The organism is Flavobacterium sp. FlaQc-48, assembly GCF_044007335.1.
Classification (GTDB): Bacteria; Bacteroidota; Bacteroidia; order Flavobacteriales; family Flavobacteriaceae; genus Flavobacterium.
On sequence record NZ_JBIPCR010000003.1, the window covers coordinates 261,222 to 275,209 of the forward strand.

The window sequence follows — 13,988 nt, forward strand, 5'->3', positions numbered from 1 at the left end:
AAACTGCCACTGCGACTGAAAACTATTTTCTAATTTTATCCTCATTCTGTTTCACAAAAGCATCCCAGCCCGAATAACTTTTTCCGGCCACGATTTTTCCGGAATTAAAGAAATGGCAAACAGCAGCTGCCAAACCATCTGTTGAATCGAGGTTTTTGGGTAATTCTTTTAAACCTAAAAGCTGTTGCAGCATTTTTGCGACCTGTTCTTTACTGGCATTTCCGTTTCCGGTAATGGCCATTTTTATTTTTTTGGGTTCATATTCTGTAATGGGAATATCTCTCGAAAGTCCCGCAGCCATTGCAACACCTTGTGCGCGGCCCAGCTTTAACATTGATTGTACGTTTTTGCCAAAGAAAGGGGCCTCAATTGCAATTTCGTTCGGATTGTGTGTTTCGATCAGTTCGATGGTACGCTCAAAAATGATCTTTAGTTTTTGGTAATGATTGTCGTATTTGGAAAGCTGCAATTCGTTCAATTGCAAAAATTCCATTTTTTTATTGATGACTTTTATCAATCCAAAACCCATGATGGTGGTTCCGGGGTCAATACCTAATATGATGCGTTCTTTTGTCAAGTGATTTTTTGTTTCAAGTTTCAGGTTTCAAGTTTGAAAATTGCTGGAAAAATGAATATTATTCATTTTCTAATTTTCAAATTGCCGCATTTTCAAATTGATTACTTTTGCAGCATGATTTCAATTCCTCACAAAGCTAAACAATTCCTTGTTCTTCTGCTCAAACTTTTGATTGTAGGTGGTGCTTTTTATTTTATTTATAATCAGTTGGCGAATAATGATAAACTAGACTGGCAAAAGTTCATCACATTGTTCCGTAAAAATCAGTCGGTTTTAGGAATTGGGTTTATATTACTTTTAAGTGTTTTGAATCGTTACTTCGAAATCCTTAAATGGCAGAACTTAGCTAAACTAATTCACGAAATTTCATTGGGAGAAGCTACAAAACAAGTGCTGGCGGCTCTGACAGCCGGAATCTTTACGCCAAACGGAGTAGGAGAGTATGCCGGAAAAGCTTTGTATTATCCAAAAGCTGAAGCTAAAAAAGTGGTTTTCCTGAACTTAATTTGTAACGGAATCCAGATGATTTTAACGGTTGCTTTTGGTCTTTTCGGCTTGTTATATTTCAATGCCAGATATGGGATCATCACAGCCAAAACCGTAGCTGTTTTATTTGGAATTTTTGTATTTCTTTTTGTTGTTTTGTTTTCGTTGAAGAAAATAACAATCAAAGGATACTCGATTGAAAAATTAGTTCATAAAATTAATGAAATTCCGAAACCTATTCATCGTAAAAACATTCTTCTGGGAGTTTTGCGCTATTTGGTTTTTTCACATCAATACTATTTTTTGTTTTTGGCTTTTGATGTCGATTTGCCTTATTTTACACTAATTGCTACAATTGCTGTGGTTTATTTTTTAGCTTCTTCATTGCCTACTTTTCAGTTTTTAGATTTTGCGGTAAAAGGAAGTGTTGCGATTTATTTCTTCGGGATTTTAGGCGTAAACGAATGGATTGTAGTTTTTATCAGCACTTTAATGTGGTTTCTAAATGTAGTTTTACCGGTAATTATCGGGGCTTATTTTGTGTTGAATTTTAAAACCATAACAAAAGAATGAGTTGGGTTTTGTATACCATATTAAGTATTTATGTAATTACTATTTTATTTATTATTTACGGTTTTACGAAAGTAAAAAACTTTCAAATTCCCATGACTGCCGGGACAAGTCTGAAACCTCAGACAAGTTTTACTATTATAGTTCCGTTTCGGAATGAAATTGATAATTTACCGAACCTTTTACAAAGTTTTTCAAAACTCAATTACCCAAATGATTTATTTGAGGTGATTTTGGTGGATGATAATTCCCGGGAGAAAATTTTTGTATCTAGTTTCAGGTTTCAGGTTTCGGTTATTGACGCCATCCGTGTTTCAAATTCTCCTAAAAAAGATGCTATTTCGACTGCGATGAAACAGGTAAAAAACAATTGGGTCATTACTACAGATGCTGATTGCCTGGTGCATGAAAACTGGTTGTTAACATTTGATCATTATATTCAGCAAAATAATGTCTCAATGCTTGCCGGAGCAGTTACCTATAAATGTGAAAATTTGTTTTTGCATGACTTTCAACAATTAGATTTAACGAGTTTGCAAGGTGCCACTATTGGAAGTTTTGGGCTTCAAAAAGCTTTTATGTGTAATGGGGCTAATTTTGCATACAGAAAAACAGTATTTGAAAGCTTAAACGGATTCGAAGGAAATAACAAAATCGCGAGTGGTGATGATGTTTTTTTATTGCAAAAAGCAGTGGGTTTATTCCCGGATAAAGTTCATTATTTAAAAGCAAAGGAAGCAATTGTTATTACAAAGCCAACTGAAAACTGGTCGTCTTTATTTTATCAAAGGGTACGCTGGGCTGCAAAAACGAGTTCGTATCAAAGTAATTTCGGAAAAGTTTTAGGATTGATTGTTTTCTTTGGAAACCTGAATTTTGTAATTGGATTTTTCTTTTTTGTTTTGGGTTTTTGGTCTTGGTATATTTTGGTTTTGTTTGTTTCTTCTAAGTTTATAATTGATTTTATTTTGATTTATATAACAAATCAGTTTTTAACTAAAGCGAGAATAAGAAGTCTGATTTTAAGTAGTTTATTGTATCCTTTTTTTAGTACGACTGTAGCTTTGTATAGTCTGTTTGGAACCTATGAATGGAAGGGAAGAAGATTTGGGAAATAAATTCCAGATTCGAATGTAATACGCATAATATTTTGGTCATATTGGAACGCTAATAGGGCACACGGATGACACGGATTCGCTTTGCGAAAACACGAATTTAAGCGGATTTTTTTTCTTTTGTTTTCTATTCGAATCAACAACCCTGGCGCAGATGAAGCGGTATCCTTTTTCTAGCTCCTTTAGCAAGGAAAAGATACAAGCAAATAGCCGGAGTAGCTCCTAAATCCCAATACAGATAAAGAGTTAAGGGATAAGTAAAATGACATGAACTTATATCACTTATATAGTGAAAAAAAATTACTCTTTAGCTTTAAGAATAACAGGTAAAATAAATTGAGTTTTTACCGGAAGCCCGCGTTTTAGGGCTGGATTTATTTTGGGGAAATCGACCAGACGCGCATGTAAAATACTATCAATTTTAATTGTGTCATAAGCCACAGAATCCTTAGGGAATTGTGGTTCGAATTTCATTGTAGCATTTGGGAAAACCGTCACTTTTACTTCGATAGTATCGAGTTCCGGATATAAGATCGAAAGTGTGTCAATGTCTAATTTTTCCTGAATTAATTGCGACATTACCTGAAAAAAACATTGCTGACGCTGCTTCTTGTCCGCTATTTTTTCGCAATTTGCCACAGATGGATATTCGTCAACTTCTTTCCAGTTGATCGATTTTAATTCTTTTTGAAGTAATTCTTTTTCAGATGGAATCTGCTTCTCAAAATATTGACAAGAATTGAAAGATAAGATCACTAAAAAAAGGAAAAATTGCTTCAAGATTTTGATGTTGAATTGAATGAACAAATTAGGGTATAAAAATACGATTATTTTTTTTGGGATGCTTTATATTGCAAATAATCTTCATAGCTTTCTAAAAGCCATTTCTCTTTGTTTTGTGCTGCAACTTGCTTTTGATCAGGATATAAAGAGGCTAGTCTGTCTGAAAAAGCAGCAATCTGAACAGTGTAATTGTAAAACTCTCTTTTATTTAAAACAATATCCGGATCATTTTTGCGATTAAAAAAATCGAAAAATAAAGCGTCAAAATCTTTCATAGAAAAGTTTAGTACTTTTTTCTTGTTACTTTTATAGATGCTGTCTTGTAATAACTGGTCGTTAATTGAAAGTTTCCTGGTTTGGGCATGCATATTGATACCGATCAAAATGATCAGGGAAAAAAATAGTATGAATCGCAAAAACCTGGACATTCGCTTCTATTGTTGCTGTGTTTGTAGGTGCAAAATTACAAAATTATATGGATTTATTATTGGTGTTACTTGGTTTTATATGCATGATTGTGGGGCTTTTTGGTAGCTTTTTGCCTGTTCTGCCCGGATTATCGAGTTGTTGGGTTGGATTGTTATTGTTGTATCTGACTAAAGCTGTCGAAAACAATTATTGGGTTTTAGGGATCACACTTTTGATTACTATAACTATTACGGTGTTAGATTATGTGATTCCGGCAAAAGGGACTAAGAAATTTGGAGGAAGCTCTTATGGAATTTGGGGAACCAACATTGGTTTAATTGTTGGTATTCTGGCTCCTATACCATTTGGAGTTATTATTGGTCCGTTTGTAGGCGCTTTTGTCGGGGAATTAATTTACGATTCTAAAAATCATAAACGAGCACTAAAAGCAGCAACGGGATCCTTGCTGGGTTTTCTCGCGTCCAGTTTTATCAATTTTCTATTCTGTGTCATCTTTTTGGGAATTTTCCTGAATATCGTATGGAAATATCGAACAATTTTATTTTAATTATGTAACATGCGTTTAAGCTTTTTCTTATATTTCCGGTTTTTATGCTAAATTTCTAAAATTTTTCAAAAATATTTTTTCTTTGTTTTGATAACGAAGGTGTTATGTTTACTGGGGCTTTGGGATTTTTGTCTTTAACAATTGTTAATTTTACAATTCATGATTTAACTTATTTTTTGGAAATGTTAAAATATTTTATATTTTTATCCCGATAAACGATGAAAAGCCTCACTTTGTCGATTATTTTGAGTGGATTTAAATAATTTTTAAACAATTTACGTATGACCCCAAACCTACAAATTGAACTTAGACGCTTTATTTCTTCTAATGTTGTTTCAAAACTGAATAAATTTTATTTTGAAAACGATGCACTTTTAATCAAGGGAATTGATGTTTCGATAGGTACAGTTTTAATGGGTTTGTACAATAGGGCCGAAGAATCGGATTTTTATAAAAATATGGTTTCACTGGTCAGGGATGATTCGACCTTTTATCAGGAAGTTGATTTTACGTCCGGCCGAATTTTATCAGTAGATGATTGTTACCGTTTAGAAGGAAACGATTTGCTGAAAGAGATTTTCACCAATAAAAAGGGAAGAATTTCTGAAATGATTTCTAATGAAGTCGGAATCAAAAGTGAGACGGCAAGAGAAATACTTAACTTTTCAGCCTTATTAGTTATCTCTTATCTTAAAAATAATATCCAGTTACTAGAAAGCTTAAAACTGCTTTTAGACGATCAAAAAAGAGATATTTTAAATAGTATTCCGCCCGGAATCAAAATCATCCTTGGTTTTTCCTGTTACGAAACTGTCGAAGATAAAAACCAATCTATAGGAAGATCAATATTCACACTTTTCGGCCACAACTTTTTCAGTTTCTAAATAAAAAAAAATCCCATCTTACAAAGTAAAACAGGATTTATATTTAAATCAATTGTGATTCGTTTCTTAAACGTTTTTCAAATTGATAATTTCCTGCTCAGTCAAAAAGCGCCAGTTACCTCTCGGTAGATTCTTTTTGGTTAAACCAGCAAATGATACACGATCAATACGTAAAACATCATAATCGAAGTTTTCGAAAATTGCACGAACCACTTTTACATTAGATGAACGTAATTTAAGACCTACTTCACTTTTTGCTTCTTTTTCAATATAGCTGATTTCTTCAACAAAAACGCGGTGTCCGTCAAGAACCAAACCTTTGCTTATTTTTTCTAAATCTTCAAATTTCAAGTTTTTATCTAAAGAAACCTGATAAATTTTAGATGATTTCTGACTCGGTAAAGTAAATTTACGAATCATATCAGTATCGTTAGTGAACAATAACAAACCAGTTGTATTTTTGTCCATTCTTCCAATAGGAGCAATTTTTGCTGTTGTAGAACCACGAACCAGTTCCAGCACATTACGGTACTCCTGACCTTCGTCAAGGGCTGTTGTAAAGTTTTTAGGTTTGTTCAGTAAGATGTACTCTTTCTTTTCAGGAGTCAAAACAACACCATCAAAATTTACAACATCATTTAACTTTACTAAATAACCCATTTCAGTTACCGGAACACCGTTTACTTTTACGTTCCCGGACTGAATGTATATATCAGCATCACGACGTGAACAAACACCAGAGTTAGAGATGTATTTGTTCAAACGAATTTCGTCTGCAGCTTTTTGTCTTTTCGGAGCCTGATTCTGTTTTTTCAATTTTTCTGCCTTTTCTTCTTCGGCAGCCTTAACAGCAGGTTTCACTTTTTTTGGCCCTTGCGCACGCTTTGCCATAGGAGGTTTTGGCTTGCTAGAGTTTGATCTTGAACTATTTGGTCTTGATCCGCCTCTTTTATTATTGCCTTCCTTATTGTTCATAAATTCTGTAATTTGTGCAAAGATAGTTTATTCTTGCTAAATAATCCTAAGTTGATTGTTCTTAGATTACTAGCTATTTTTTTTTGGAGTTGCAGGAGCCGTACAATTGGCTTTTTTTCAGGCATTTTGAGAGAAAGTTATTTCACAGAGATCCACAAAGTTTACGCAGAGATTCACAAAGCCTTTTTTTAATGTTGAATAACTCTTTGGGACGAATTAAAATTTCAGAAGCAGATTTTTACCGTGCCACAAAACGCTGGGATTAATTAAAACGATACAACAAACACCCGAAACAATCAAAAATTTAAGTACGTTATGTAATAATAGATATTGTTCTTTAGAATTCGACTTCCATAAATAAAGTAAGAAAAACAATAATACGGCAAAACACACATAGAAATAAATATCCATATACCCCACGTCGTAAATGTTGATTAAGACATAAACCGGAACCACTGTCAATATCGTCAAGGCTGTAATGATTTGCTTAGAAACTGTTTCGTTGTAAATTATCGGTATTGTTCTGTAATTATTTGCGAGATCGCCTTTCAGATTCTCTAAATCCTTTATCATTTCCCGAATTAGAAGTAATAAAAACAAGAAAACGGCATGTGACCAAATTACCATAAAATGGCTCATGTGATCCTCAATTTCTTCGAACGAAATCTTGTTGTAGAAATACAACAGAATGGCAAAGAAAGGCAAAACAGCTAAAAATGCAGCAGTCAAATTACCAACAATAGGATATTTTTTTATTTTGTGCGAGTAAAACCAAATTAGAAATATATAAGCCGAAAAGAATAAAAAAGCGCGCCACGAAACAATTAAAGCCATTAAGGCAGCGATAAAATTAAGCGTAAAATAAACCGAAAGTTTCGTTTTCTGGCTTACCAGTCTGTCCAGCATAGATTTGTTAGGTCTGTTGATTAAATCTTTTTGGCTGTCGTAGAAATTATTAATGATATATCCGGAAGCAATCGTAATGGCCGAGGCAAAAACGATTAAAAATAAGTTGAAGTCAAGTAAAATATCAAGTGCTCTTTTTTCCGGAGCCAATATAAAAATCGCAGATAAATATTGTGCTAAAACAATAATAGGAATATTATAGCCTCTCACTACTGAGAACAAACTAACAATTTTCATTACTAAAAGTTTGTGCTGTCTGCTTAACATTTTTTAGAGTTAGTTTGGGGTTTAATTTGAGGTTTGTTTTGAAACTGGTTTTTGAGGCAACTCTTAAAGTTTATCTTTTAGTAATGCTGCAGAACCGAGGCCTAATTTTCTAATGCAAGCTAAGGCTTCTTTTTGAGAAATTCCAACTTCTGTGATGTCTTTTTTTTCTACAAAGCATACAGAACCACTCCATGGGCTTGGTGCATCGGGAACAAAGACGGCAAAGTTGTTTTCGTTTATTTGCTCGATTAAAAAGGCAAATTGTAAACCCGCATCTGTAGGAACGAGTATAACTTTTAAATTTTCGTTAGATTCAAAACCCATCATGCTTTCATTTATACCTTTCATAAATGAATATCCGGGAACGAAGCTTAAAATTCCGTTTTCAAGTCTTTGAATCAATCTTTTTGCATAAGCTGTTCTGGCAATTAAGCCGGCAGTAATACAAATAACAAATATGATCAGGATTGCTGCAATCTCCTCAATTGCCAATCCTAAAAATTTCACTTTCGGGAAATGACTTATTATTGGAAGCGTAATTTTTTGAATGATATGATATCCTTTTTCCAGAATAATCAATAACAAAACAAGTGGTGCTAAAAATAGAATTCCGCCTAAAAAAGTTGCTTTGATAATCTTTAAAATACTCTTCATATTAAATAACTTTTAGGGTGATGATTTCTAGGAAGCGTATTCAATAAGCCAGTTTTTTTAAAGAAGTTTAAATTTAGAATTGGTAGACAACTTCTAATTTATAATCTTTTAAAGAAACTTTTGCACGCTCTAAATCCTCAGTAAATCCAAGAATATAACCACCTCCGCCAGAACCACAAAGTTTTAAATAATAATCATTTGTGTCGATTCCGTTTTGCCAGATTCCGTGAAATTGTTCCGGGATCATGGGCTTAAAGTTGTTTAAAACGACTTTTGACAGCTTTTTAGTATTCGTAAACAACGATTTCATGTCGCCATGCAAAAAATTCTCCACACAAGCATCCGTATATTTTACGAATTGGTTTTTAAGCATCGTACGGAAACCTTTGTCTTTTAGGTTTTCCATAAAAATGTTTACCATTGGAGCAGTTTCTCCTACGATTCCTGAATCTAATAAAAAGACAGCGCCTTTTCCGTCAAAACTTTGAGTAGGAATACCGGTTGCTTCAATATTATCTTTAGAATTAATTAAAATGGGAATGCTTAAATAACTGTTTAAAGGGTCTAAACCAGAACTTTTTCCGTGGAAAAAACTCTCCATTTGAGCAAAAATATTTTTTAGCTGTAATAGTTTTTCGCGGGTTAAATTCTCTAAAACTGTTATTTTGTTTGTAGCATATTTGTCGTAAATAGCAGCTACAAGGGCGCCACTACTACCAACTCCATATCCTTGTGGAATACTTGAGTCGAAATACATTCCGGTTTCAACATCATTTTTTAAAGTTAACAAATCAAAAGTAACCAAATCAGGCTGCTCATTTTGTAAAGCTTCTAAATAGGTAGTGTAACGTCTTAAACTTGCATTTGATGCGATTGCTTCTGCCGAAGGTTCTTCGGATTTCTTCAAAGCACCGTTGTAAAAATTATAAGGAATAGAAAGTCCTTTAGAGTCGCGGATGATTCCGTATTCTCCAAAGAGTAATATTTTTGAGTAAAATAATGGTCCTTTCATGTTTATTTAATGTCTTTCTTTATTTTATTTGGTGTAGAAGATTTTTTATTTAATCCCTTCTCAAGAATCTCTCTAACTTTTCTTATGATTATAGGATTGTTACATTCCATAATCAATTTCATTACTTTGATTTTTTCTGCTTTGATGCCCATCAATCAAAAATTTAATTAAAGATACGGAAAATTATGATGCAATTGCACCGTCTCCAATTTGGTCGCAAATGTACTGACGATTCTGACAAAATACAACTAATTCGTCCTGAATAAATTGTAATATTTTCTCGCTAACGTTTTCGGGATAAAGTACATGTACATTTGCACCGGCATCAAGTGTAAAACAAACCGGAATTTGTGTTTCATTTCTGAATTTCCAAATCGCATTGATGATCTGCAATGTGTTTGGTTTCATTAAAATAAAATACGGCATAGAGGTCATCATCATGGCATGCAAAGTCAAGGCTTCGCTTTCGACCACTTTAATGAATTCATCCAAATTTCCACTTTCAAAAATGGTAATTAACTGATCGAGGTTTTCATGAGCCTGGGCAAAACGTCTTTCGGCATAAGGATGATTGTGCATTAAATCATGTCCAACAGTACTGGATACTTGTTTTTCGCCTTTATCAACCAATAAAATAGTATCCTGATAATTTTTGAAGTTCTCATGAATCGTATATGGGAATTCAACCCCAAATAAATCTGAACTACCTTCAATATTTTTCTGATCTCCCCAAACCACTACATTTCCTTTTACGCTTCGGCAGGCACTTCCGGAACCTAAACGGGCTAAAAATGATGCTTTCTGATAGAAATATTCATTTGTCATTTCAGGATTTAAAACTTTTTCCAAACTCATGAAATTCATTGCCAAAGCTGCCATTCCTGATGCCGAAGAAGCAATTCCGGAACTGTGCGGAAACGTATTTTGGGTGTCAATAGTAAAATGATAGTCTTTCAAAAATGGCAAATAGATTTCAATTCGTTCTAAAAACTTCCGGATTTTAGGCTTAAAATCTTCTTTTGGTTTTCCTTCAAAAAGCAAATCAAAAGAAAAAATATCTTTGGTCTCATTCAGAGGTGCCGAAGTGTATCGCTTCGAAAAACCTAACTTAGTAATTGTCTTGCAATTGTTTAAAGTAAAACTCACCGATGGATTTGCCGGAATTTGATTGTCTTTTTTTCCCCAATATTTCACTAAGGCAATATTGCTGGGAGCACTCCATTCAAAATTTCCGTTTTCGATGGTCGAAGTATATTTTTTAGGAATAAAATCAGTTGCTGTAAACATGAATTATAAATTTTGGCAAAGATAGCTTTTTCACCCTATAAGTTATATAAGAAATTATAAGCTTCGTTTACTAAATGAACTTAGATCACTTGTATGGTTTCACTTTCTTTTTGACTATTTTTGAATTCAAAATTTGATAAAATGAACAAGATAACTAAGATTATAATAGCTTTAATCGTTTGTTTGGCAGTAGGATATTCTGCCAGTACTGTAACAAGACCTAGTGTTGAAACCTGGTATCCGACTCTTATAAAACCAGCTTTTAATCCGCCTAATTGGATTTTTATGCCGGTTTGGACCATACTTTATATTTTCATGGCAGTTGCAGCAGGATTAGTTTGGGATAAAATAAAAGGACAGAATGAAGAGGTCAAAAAAGCTTTGGGTTTCTTTTTGATTCAATTGACTTTAAACGCCATCTGGTCGTATTTATTCTTTGGATTAAAAAATCCTTTATTGGCCCTGATAGAAATTGTGCTTTTATGGTTATTCATTTATGAAACTTATTTGAAATTTATAAAAATCAATAAAATTGCAGGTTATTTATTAGTTCCTTATATGGCATGGGTGGCTTTTGCAGGTGTTTTGAATGCGAGTATCTGGTGGTTGAATAAATAAAGTTTCAATCAGTCAGATACTCTTGTTATCCTTTTGGCTATTCTTTCGCTGGTATTTTTTATTTTATTACTTGTGTTTTTCATAAAAGTGGAGAAAATTGAAGAAAACTATTTCAGTTTCTTAAACATCTCGTTTTTAGCGTACAAAAAATCCATTGTACTTAATACATTATTGTTTTCAAAAAGGTTTTTAGATCTTGGATCAGCATCGCAGAAATCCAGAAAAAGTTCAACTTCTTCAGGAGGCAATTTTAAATCCCTGGTGAAAAAAGTGGAAGGAATTGATGCAGCTACAAGTTTTCTAAAAACAGTTTCCTCCGTTTTCTTTTTAAGTTCTTCTTTCTTATCATTTTTAAACAGATTAAAAACTCCTTTTCCCATTCGGCCGAAGTCCATACCATTTGGAATAGTTCCGTCATAAACTCCAGTATATTTTTGCAAAGATCCGGCATCTTTTGCAAACTTTGTAGCGTCCATATCTTGTTGGGAAATTTTAAATGGTGTGAGTTTCATGTTGGTGATTACGACCTCATTTAATTCTTCAGCTTTGATAACCATATTGACGGTAATATTGCTTTTATCAATATTTTCCCTAGATATTTTTAATCTTGTAAAATAGTAATCCTGAGCAAAAAACAACAAGCTGTCTTTCTCTCTGACCAAAATAGAAAAATCTCCCATATAATCTGTTGTTGTGCTGGTTTTAGCGGTTTTATTTATAACTTCTACTTTTTTAAGCGGGTAGTTATTAGACAAGACTTTTCCGTGAAGTAACTTTTCTGTTTGAGAAATAGAAAACTGGTAGGTTAACAAAGATATTGTAGTAAGTAATTTTACTTTCATTTATTGGTGTTTAGCTGAGCGTAAAATTATTAGAATTGTCTTAATGAAAACTTATCGAATCTGTAAAATCTTGTTAATTCGAAGATTAGAATTTTGTTATGAATTTTTCTAATTCTCCATTATTAAATAAGACAGGACCATGTCCAAAGCAAAGTATTTTAGGTTTTAGCAAAGCCAGTTTTTTAATTGATTTTCGGTTTAATTCCTGATTGGTTGTAAATAACTGAGGTGGTTCATGTAAACCGACACTGGTCGTTAATAAATTCATGTTTGTCATCACATCTCCAACGATAAGGGTGCCGTCTTTTTCCCTGAAAAAGGATAAATGACCATGAGAATGTCCGGGAGTTTCGATAACAGTAAACCCTGCAATATGATCTCCTTCTTTTAATGTATGCGATACAGGATGTCCTTTTCCGGCCCAGCATTTCTTTTGGAATTTTGAAATCAAATGATTGGGATTTGGATACCCAAAAATCACATTTCCGTTTTCTGCCGTTTCCTTTTCCAGTGCACTGCACCAAAGCGGAATCTGTAAAGTATCACAAATAGTTTTACTGCTTCCCTGATGGTCTGCATGCGCATGAGTCAACACGTGTTTTGTGATAGTCTTATTCTGTATGGAATTTAGAATTATGTTGCCTGAACTTCTAATTCCGGCGTCAATAAGGATATCTTCGACTACATAACAATTAATGGCATTTCGGGGAAATAGAGGAATTTGGTAAACATCCGGAGCTATATTCTTCATCTTTTTTAAATTTTATATTTGCAAAGATTTAAAATCAGTCCCTAAAGCTACTTGATAAATGTTAAGAAATGCTTTGACGAATCCGGCTTAATGATTCCGGAGTAATTCCTAAGAATGAAGCGATATAGATTAAAGGTGTTCGCTGTATTATTTTGGCTGGAGCCGATGCCAAAAAAGTAAGATATTTTTCTTTGGCAGGGATCATTTGAAGTTTTAATACGCGATCTGCCATACAAAGATAATTTTGCTCAGCAAGAATTCTTCCAACTCGTTCCCAATTTGGGATTTCAGTATATAAAGACTGCATTTTTTCGTATCGGATAGCAAGTACTTGACAGTCTTCAATACATTGTATATTTTCAAAAGAAGAAGATTGATTTATAAAGCTGGAATAGGAAGCAATAAAACCTTCATCGCAGCTTAAATAAGTCGTAATTTCTTTGCCGTCTTTTAAATAATAAACCCGTGCTAAACCTTCAACAATAAAAAAGATTTTATTACTGGTTTTTCCCATTGAAGAAAGAAATTCTTTAGCCGTAAACTTTTCTTCTTCAAAACAAGCGTCGATTTTTTCGATTTCATTTTCAGAAAACGACGCGATAGATAGTATTTGTTTTTTTAAGGAAGGATGCATGATTTACAAGAGGTCAATTAACTCCGAAGGATTGTTTACGACTATTTTTGCGCCACTTGCTTTCAATTCTTCTTCGGTTCGGTAACCCCACGAAACCCCAACCGGAAACATACTGGCGTTTGTTGCCGTTTGCATATCAATATCGGAGTCGCCTACGAAAATGATCTCTTCGGTGTTCAGGTTCCAGTTTTTACTTATTTCTATTGCTTCAAACGGATTTGGTTTTTTAAGCAATTCTGTGCTCAGGCCAACAGCAGTATCAAAATAATCAGGAAATATTTCTGCGGCTATTTTTTTAGTAAGTTCGTCGGCCTTATTTGAAAAAACAGCCAATTTGATGTTTTTTGAGGACAACGTCTTCAATAATTCCAGAATACCTTCATAAGGTTTTGTTTTAAGTGTACAGACTTTACGATATTCGTCAACCATACATTCAAAACAGGTTTCAATTTGATCATCCGTATTGTTTGATGCAGGCAAAGCTTTGCTTACCAAATTTCGTAAACCGCTTCCAATAAAATATTGATAGGTATCGTAAGTATGAGTGGGGTAATTTAGACCTGTAAGCACTGTATTCATCGCATCTGAGATATCTTCTAATGAATTGACTAACGTTCCGTCTAAGTCAAAAATAATTCCTTTAAATTTCAT

The 13,988-nt window shown here is 33.6% G+C and carries 17 protein-coding genes; 5 read left to right on the forward strand and 12 right to left on the reverse strand.

The genetic code is table 11. From position 1 onward, the window contains the following. Positions 1–22: 22 nt before the first annotated feature. A complete protein-coding gene (gene ruvC, locus ACHRWY_RS06495; protein ID WP_395353444.1) occupies positions 23–577 on the reverse strand; it encodes a crossover junction endodeoxyribonuclease RuvC in 555 nt (184 codons plus the stop codon). A 114-nt stretch (positions 578–691) separates the two neighbouring features. Here ruvC and ACHRWY_RS06500 point away from each other — a divergent pair, with 114 nt between their 5' ends. Both ACHRWY_RS06500 and ACHRWY_RS06505 read left to right on the forward strand, forming a co-directional pair. Continuing rightward, positions 692–1,636, forward strand: a complete 945-nt coding sequence (locus ACHRWY_RS06500; protein ID WP_395353631.1) for a hypothetical protein — start codon at positions 692–694, stop codon at positions 1,634–1,636. Further along, positions 1,633–2,751 (forward strand): glycosyltransferase, encoded by a 1,119-nt coding sequence (locus ACHRWY_RS06505; protein ID WP_395353445.1) that lies wholly within the window; start codon positions 1,633–1,635, stop codon positions 2,749–2,751. The genes ACHRWY_RS06500 and ACHRWY_RS06505 overlap by 4 nt, the downstream gene beginning before the upstream one ends. 297 nt (positions 2,752–3,048) lie before the next feature. Here the strand turns inward: ACHRWY_RS06505 and ACHRWY_RS06510 are convergent, their stop codons facing one another. Next, positions 3,049–3,528 carry a hypothetical protein gene (locus ACHRWY_RS06510; RefSeq protein WP_395353446.1) on the reverse strand — a complete coding sequence of 160 codons (480 nt, stop codon included), beginning with the start codon at positions 3,526–3,528 and terminating at the stop codon, positions 3,049–3,051. A 47-nt stretch (positions 3,529–3,575) separates the two neighbouring features. After that, positions 3,576–3,806, reverse strand: a complete 231-nt coding sequence (locus ACHRWY_RS06515) for a hypothetical protein (protein ID WP_395353447.1) — start codon at positions 3,804–3,806, stop codon at positions 3,576–3,578. 200 nt (positions 3,807–4,006) lie between these two features. Here ACHRWY_RS06515 and ACHRWY_RS06520 point away from each other — a divergent pair, with 200 nt between their 5' ends. Further along, positions 4,007–4,507, forward strand: coding sequence for a DUF456 domain-containing protein (locus ACHRWY_RS06520; protein WP_395353448.1), 501 nt, complete (start codon positions 4,007–4,009; stop codon positions 4,505–4,507). 281 nt (positions 4,508–4,788) lie between these two features. Further along, on the forward strand, positions 4,789–5,391 hold the full coding sequence (locus tag ACHRWY_RS06525) for a DUF937 domain-containing protein (RefSeq protein WP_395353449.1): 603 nt from the start codon (positions 4,789–4,791) through the stop codon (positions 5,389–5,391). Between the two features lie 66 nt (positions 5,392–5,457). On the opposite strand, the gene ACHRWY_RS06530 is transcribed toward ACHRWY_RS06525, so the two are convergent. From ACHRWY_RS06530 to ACHRWY_RS06550, 5 genes are all read right to left on the reverse strand, one after another. Beyond that, positions 5,458–6,366: a pseudouridine synthase gene (locus ACHRWY_RS06530; RefSeq protein WP_395353450.1), complete on the reverse strand. Its 909-nt coding sequence runs from the start codon at positions 6,364–6,366 to the stop codon at positions 5,458–5,460. A gap of 216 nt (positions 6,367–6,582) precedes the next feature. Further along, positions 6,583–7,539 carry a geranylgeranylglycerol-phosphate geranylgeranyltransferase gene (locus ACHRWY_RS06535; protein WP_395353451.1) on the reverse strand — a complete coding sequence of 319 codons (957 nt, stop codon included), beginning with the start codon at positions 7,537–7,539 and terminating at the stop codon, positions 6,583–6,585. A 63-nt stretch (positions 7,540–7,602) separates the two neighbouring features. Next, positions 7,603–8,193, reverse strand: a complete 591-nt coding sequence (locus ACHRWY_RS06540) for a hypothetical protein (RefSeq protein ID WP_395353452.1) — start codon at positions 8,191–8,193, stop codon at positions 7,603–7,605. A 73-nt stretch (positions 8,194–8,266) separates the two neighbouring features. Next, positions 8,267–9,205 (reverse strand): mevalonate kinase, encoded by a 939-nt coding sequence (locus tag ACHRWY_RS06545; protein ID WP_395353453.1) that lies wholly within the window; start codon positions 9,203–9,205, stop codon positions 8,267–8,269. A 183-nt stretch (positions 9,206–9,388) separates the two neighbouring features. Continuing rightward, positions 9,389–10,492: a diphosphomevalonate/mevalonate 3,5-bisphosphate decarboxylase family protein gene (locus ACHRWY_RS06550; protein WP_395353454.1), complete on the reverse strand. Its 1,104-nt coding sequence runs from the start codon at positions 10,490–10,492 to the stop codon at positions 9,389–9,391. A 141-nt stretch (positions 10,493–10,633) separates the two neighbouring features. Here ACHRWY_RS06550 and ACHRWY_RS06555 point away from each other — a divergent pair, with 141 nt between their 5' ends. Further along, entirely contained in the window at positions 10,634–11,110 is a 477-nt protein-coding gene (locus ACHRWY_RS06555; protein ID WP_395353455.1) for a TspO/MBR family protein, read from the forward strand. Between the two features lie 107 nt (positions 11,111–11,217). On the opposite strand, the gene ACHRWY_RS06560 is transcribed toward ACHRWY_RS06555, so the two are convergent. From ACHRWY_RS06560 to ACHRWY_RS06575, 4 genes are all read right to left on the reverse strand, one after another. Continuing rightward, positions 11,218–11,952, reverse strand: a complete 735-nt coding sequence (locus tag ACHRWY_RS06560) for a hypothetical protein (protein ID WP_395353456.1) — start codon at positions 11,950–11,952, stop codon at positions 11,218–11,220. Between the two features lie 85 nt (positions 11,953–12,037). Beyond that, the gene (locus ACHRWY_RS06565) at positions 12,038–12,703 is read right to left on the reverse strand and encodes an MBL fold metallo-hydrolase (protein WP_395353457.1); all 666 of its coding nucleotides are present in this window, start codon (positions 12,701–12,703) and stop codon (positions 12,038–12,040) included. Between the two features lie 61 nt (positions 12,704–12,764). Continuing rightward, a complete protein-coding gene (locus tag ACHRWY_RS06570) occupies positions 12,765–13,337 on the reverse strand; it encodes a Crp/Fnr family transcriptional regulator (RefSeq protein WP_395353458.1) in 573 nt (190 codons plus the stop codon). A gap of 3 nt (positions 13,338–13,340) precedes the next feature. Next, positions 13,341–13,988 carry an HAD family hydrolase gene (locus ACHRWY_RS06575; RefSeq protein WP_395353459.1) on the reverse strand — a complete coding sequence of 216 codons (648 nt, stop codon included), beginning with the start codon at positions 13,986–13,988 and terminating at the stop codon, positions 13,341–13,343.

Excerpts from the sequence above, each read along its gene's own strand:
- ACHRWY_RS06500 (WP_395353631.1), top strand. The coding sequence starts at position 692 with ATGATTTCAATTCCTCACAAAGCTAAACAATTCCTTGTTCTTCTGCTC.
- ACHRWY_RS06505 (WP_395353445.1), top strand. The coding sequence starts at position 1,633 with ATGAGTTGGGTTTTGTATACCATATTAAGTATTTATGTAATTACTATT.
- ACHRWY_RS06515 (WP_395353447.1), bottom strand. The coding sequence starts at position 3,806 with ATGAAAGATTTTGACGCTTTATTTTTCGATTTTTTTAATCGCAAAAAT.
- ACHRWY_RS06520 (WP_395353448.1), top strand. The coding sequence starts at position 4,007 with ATGGATTTATTATTGGTGTTACTTGGTTTTATATGCATGATTGTGGGG.
- ACHRWY_RS06525 (WP_395353449.1), top strand. The coding sequence starts at position 4,789 with ATGACCCCAAACCTACAAATTGAACTTAGACGCTTTATTTCTTCTAAT.
- ACHRWY_RS06530 (WP_395353450.1), bottom strand. The coding sequence starts at position 6,366 with ATGAACAATAAGGAAGGCAATAATAAAAGAGGCGGATCAAGACCAAAT.
- ACHRWY_RS06535 (WP_395353451.1), bottom strand. The coding sequence starts at position 7,539 with ATGTTAAGCAGACAGCACAAACTTTTAGTAATGAAAATTGTTAGTTTG.
- ACHRWY_RS06540 (WP_395353452.1), bottom strand. The coding sequence starts at position 8,193 with ATGAAGAGTATTTTAAAGATTATCAAAGCAACTTTTTTAGGCGGAATT.
- ACHRWY_RS06545 (WP_395353453.1), bottom strand. The coding sequence starts at position 9,205 with ATGAAAGGACCATTATTTTACTCAAAAATATTACTCTTTGGAGAATAC.
- ACHRWY_RS06550 (WP_395353454.1), bottom strand. The coding sequence starts at position 10,492 with ATGTTTACAGCAACTGATTTTATTCCTAAAAAATATACTTCGACCATC.
- ACHRWY_RS06555 (WP_395353455.1), top strand. The coding sequence starts at position 10,634 with ATGAACAAGATAACTAAGATTATAATAGCTTTAATCGTTTGTTTGGCA.
- ACHRWY_RS06560 (WP_395353456.1), bottom strand. The coding sequence starts at position 11,952 with ATGAAAGTAAAATTACTTACTACAATATCTTTGTTAACCTACCAGTTT.
- ACHRWY_RS06565 (WP_395353457.1), bottom strand. The coding sequence starts at position 12,703 with ATGAAGAATATAGCTCCGGATGTTTACCAAATTCCTCTATTTCCCCGA.
- ACHRWY_RS06570 (WP_395353458.1), bottom strand. The coding sequence starts at position 13,337 with ATGCATCCTTCCTTAAAAAAACAAATACTATCTATCGCGTCGTTTTCT.
- ACHRWY_RS06575 (WP_395353459.1), bottom strand. The coding sequence starts at position 13,988 with ATGAAATTTAAAGGAATTATTTTTGACTTAGACGGAACGTTAGTCAAT.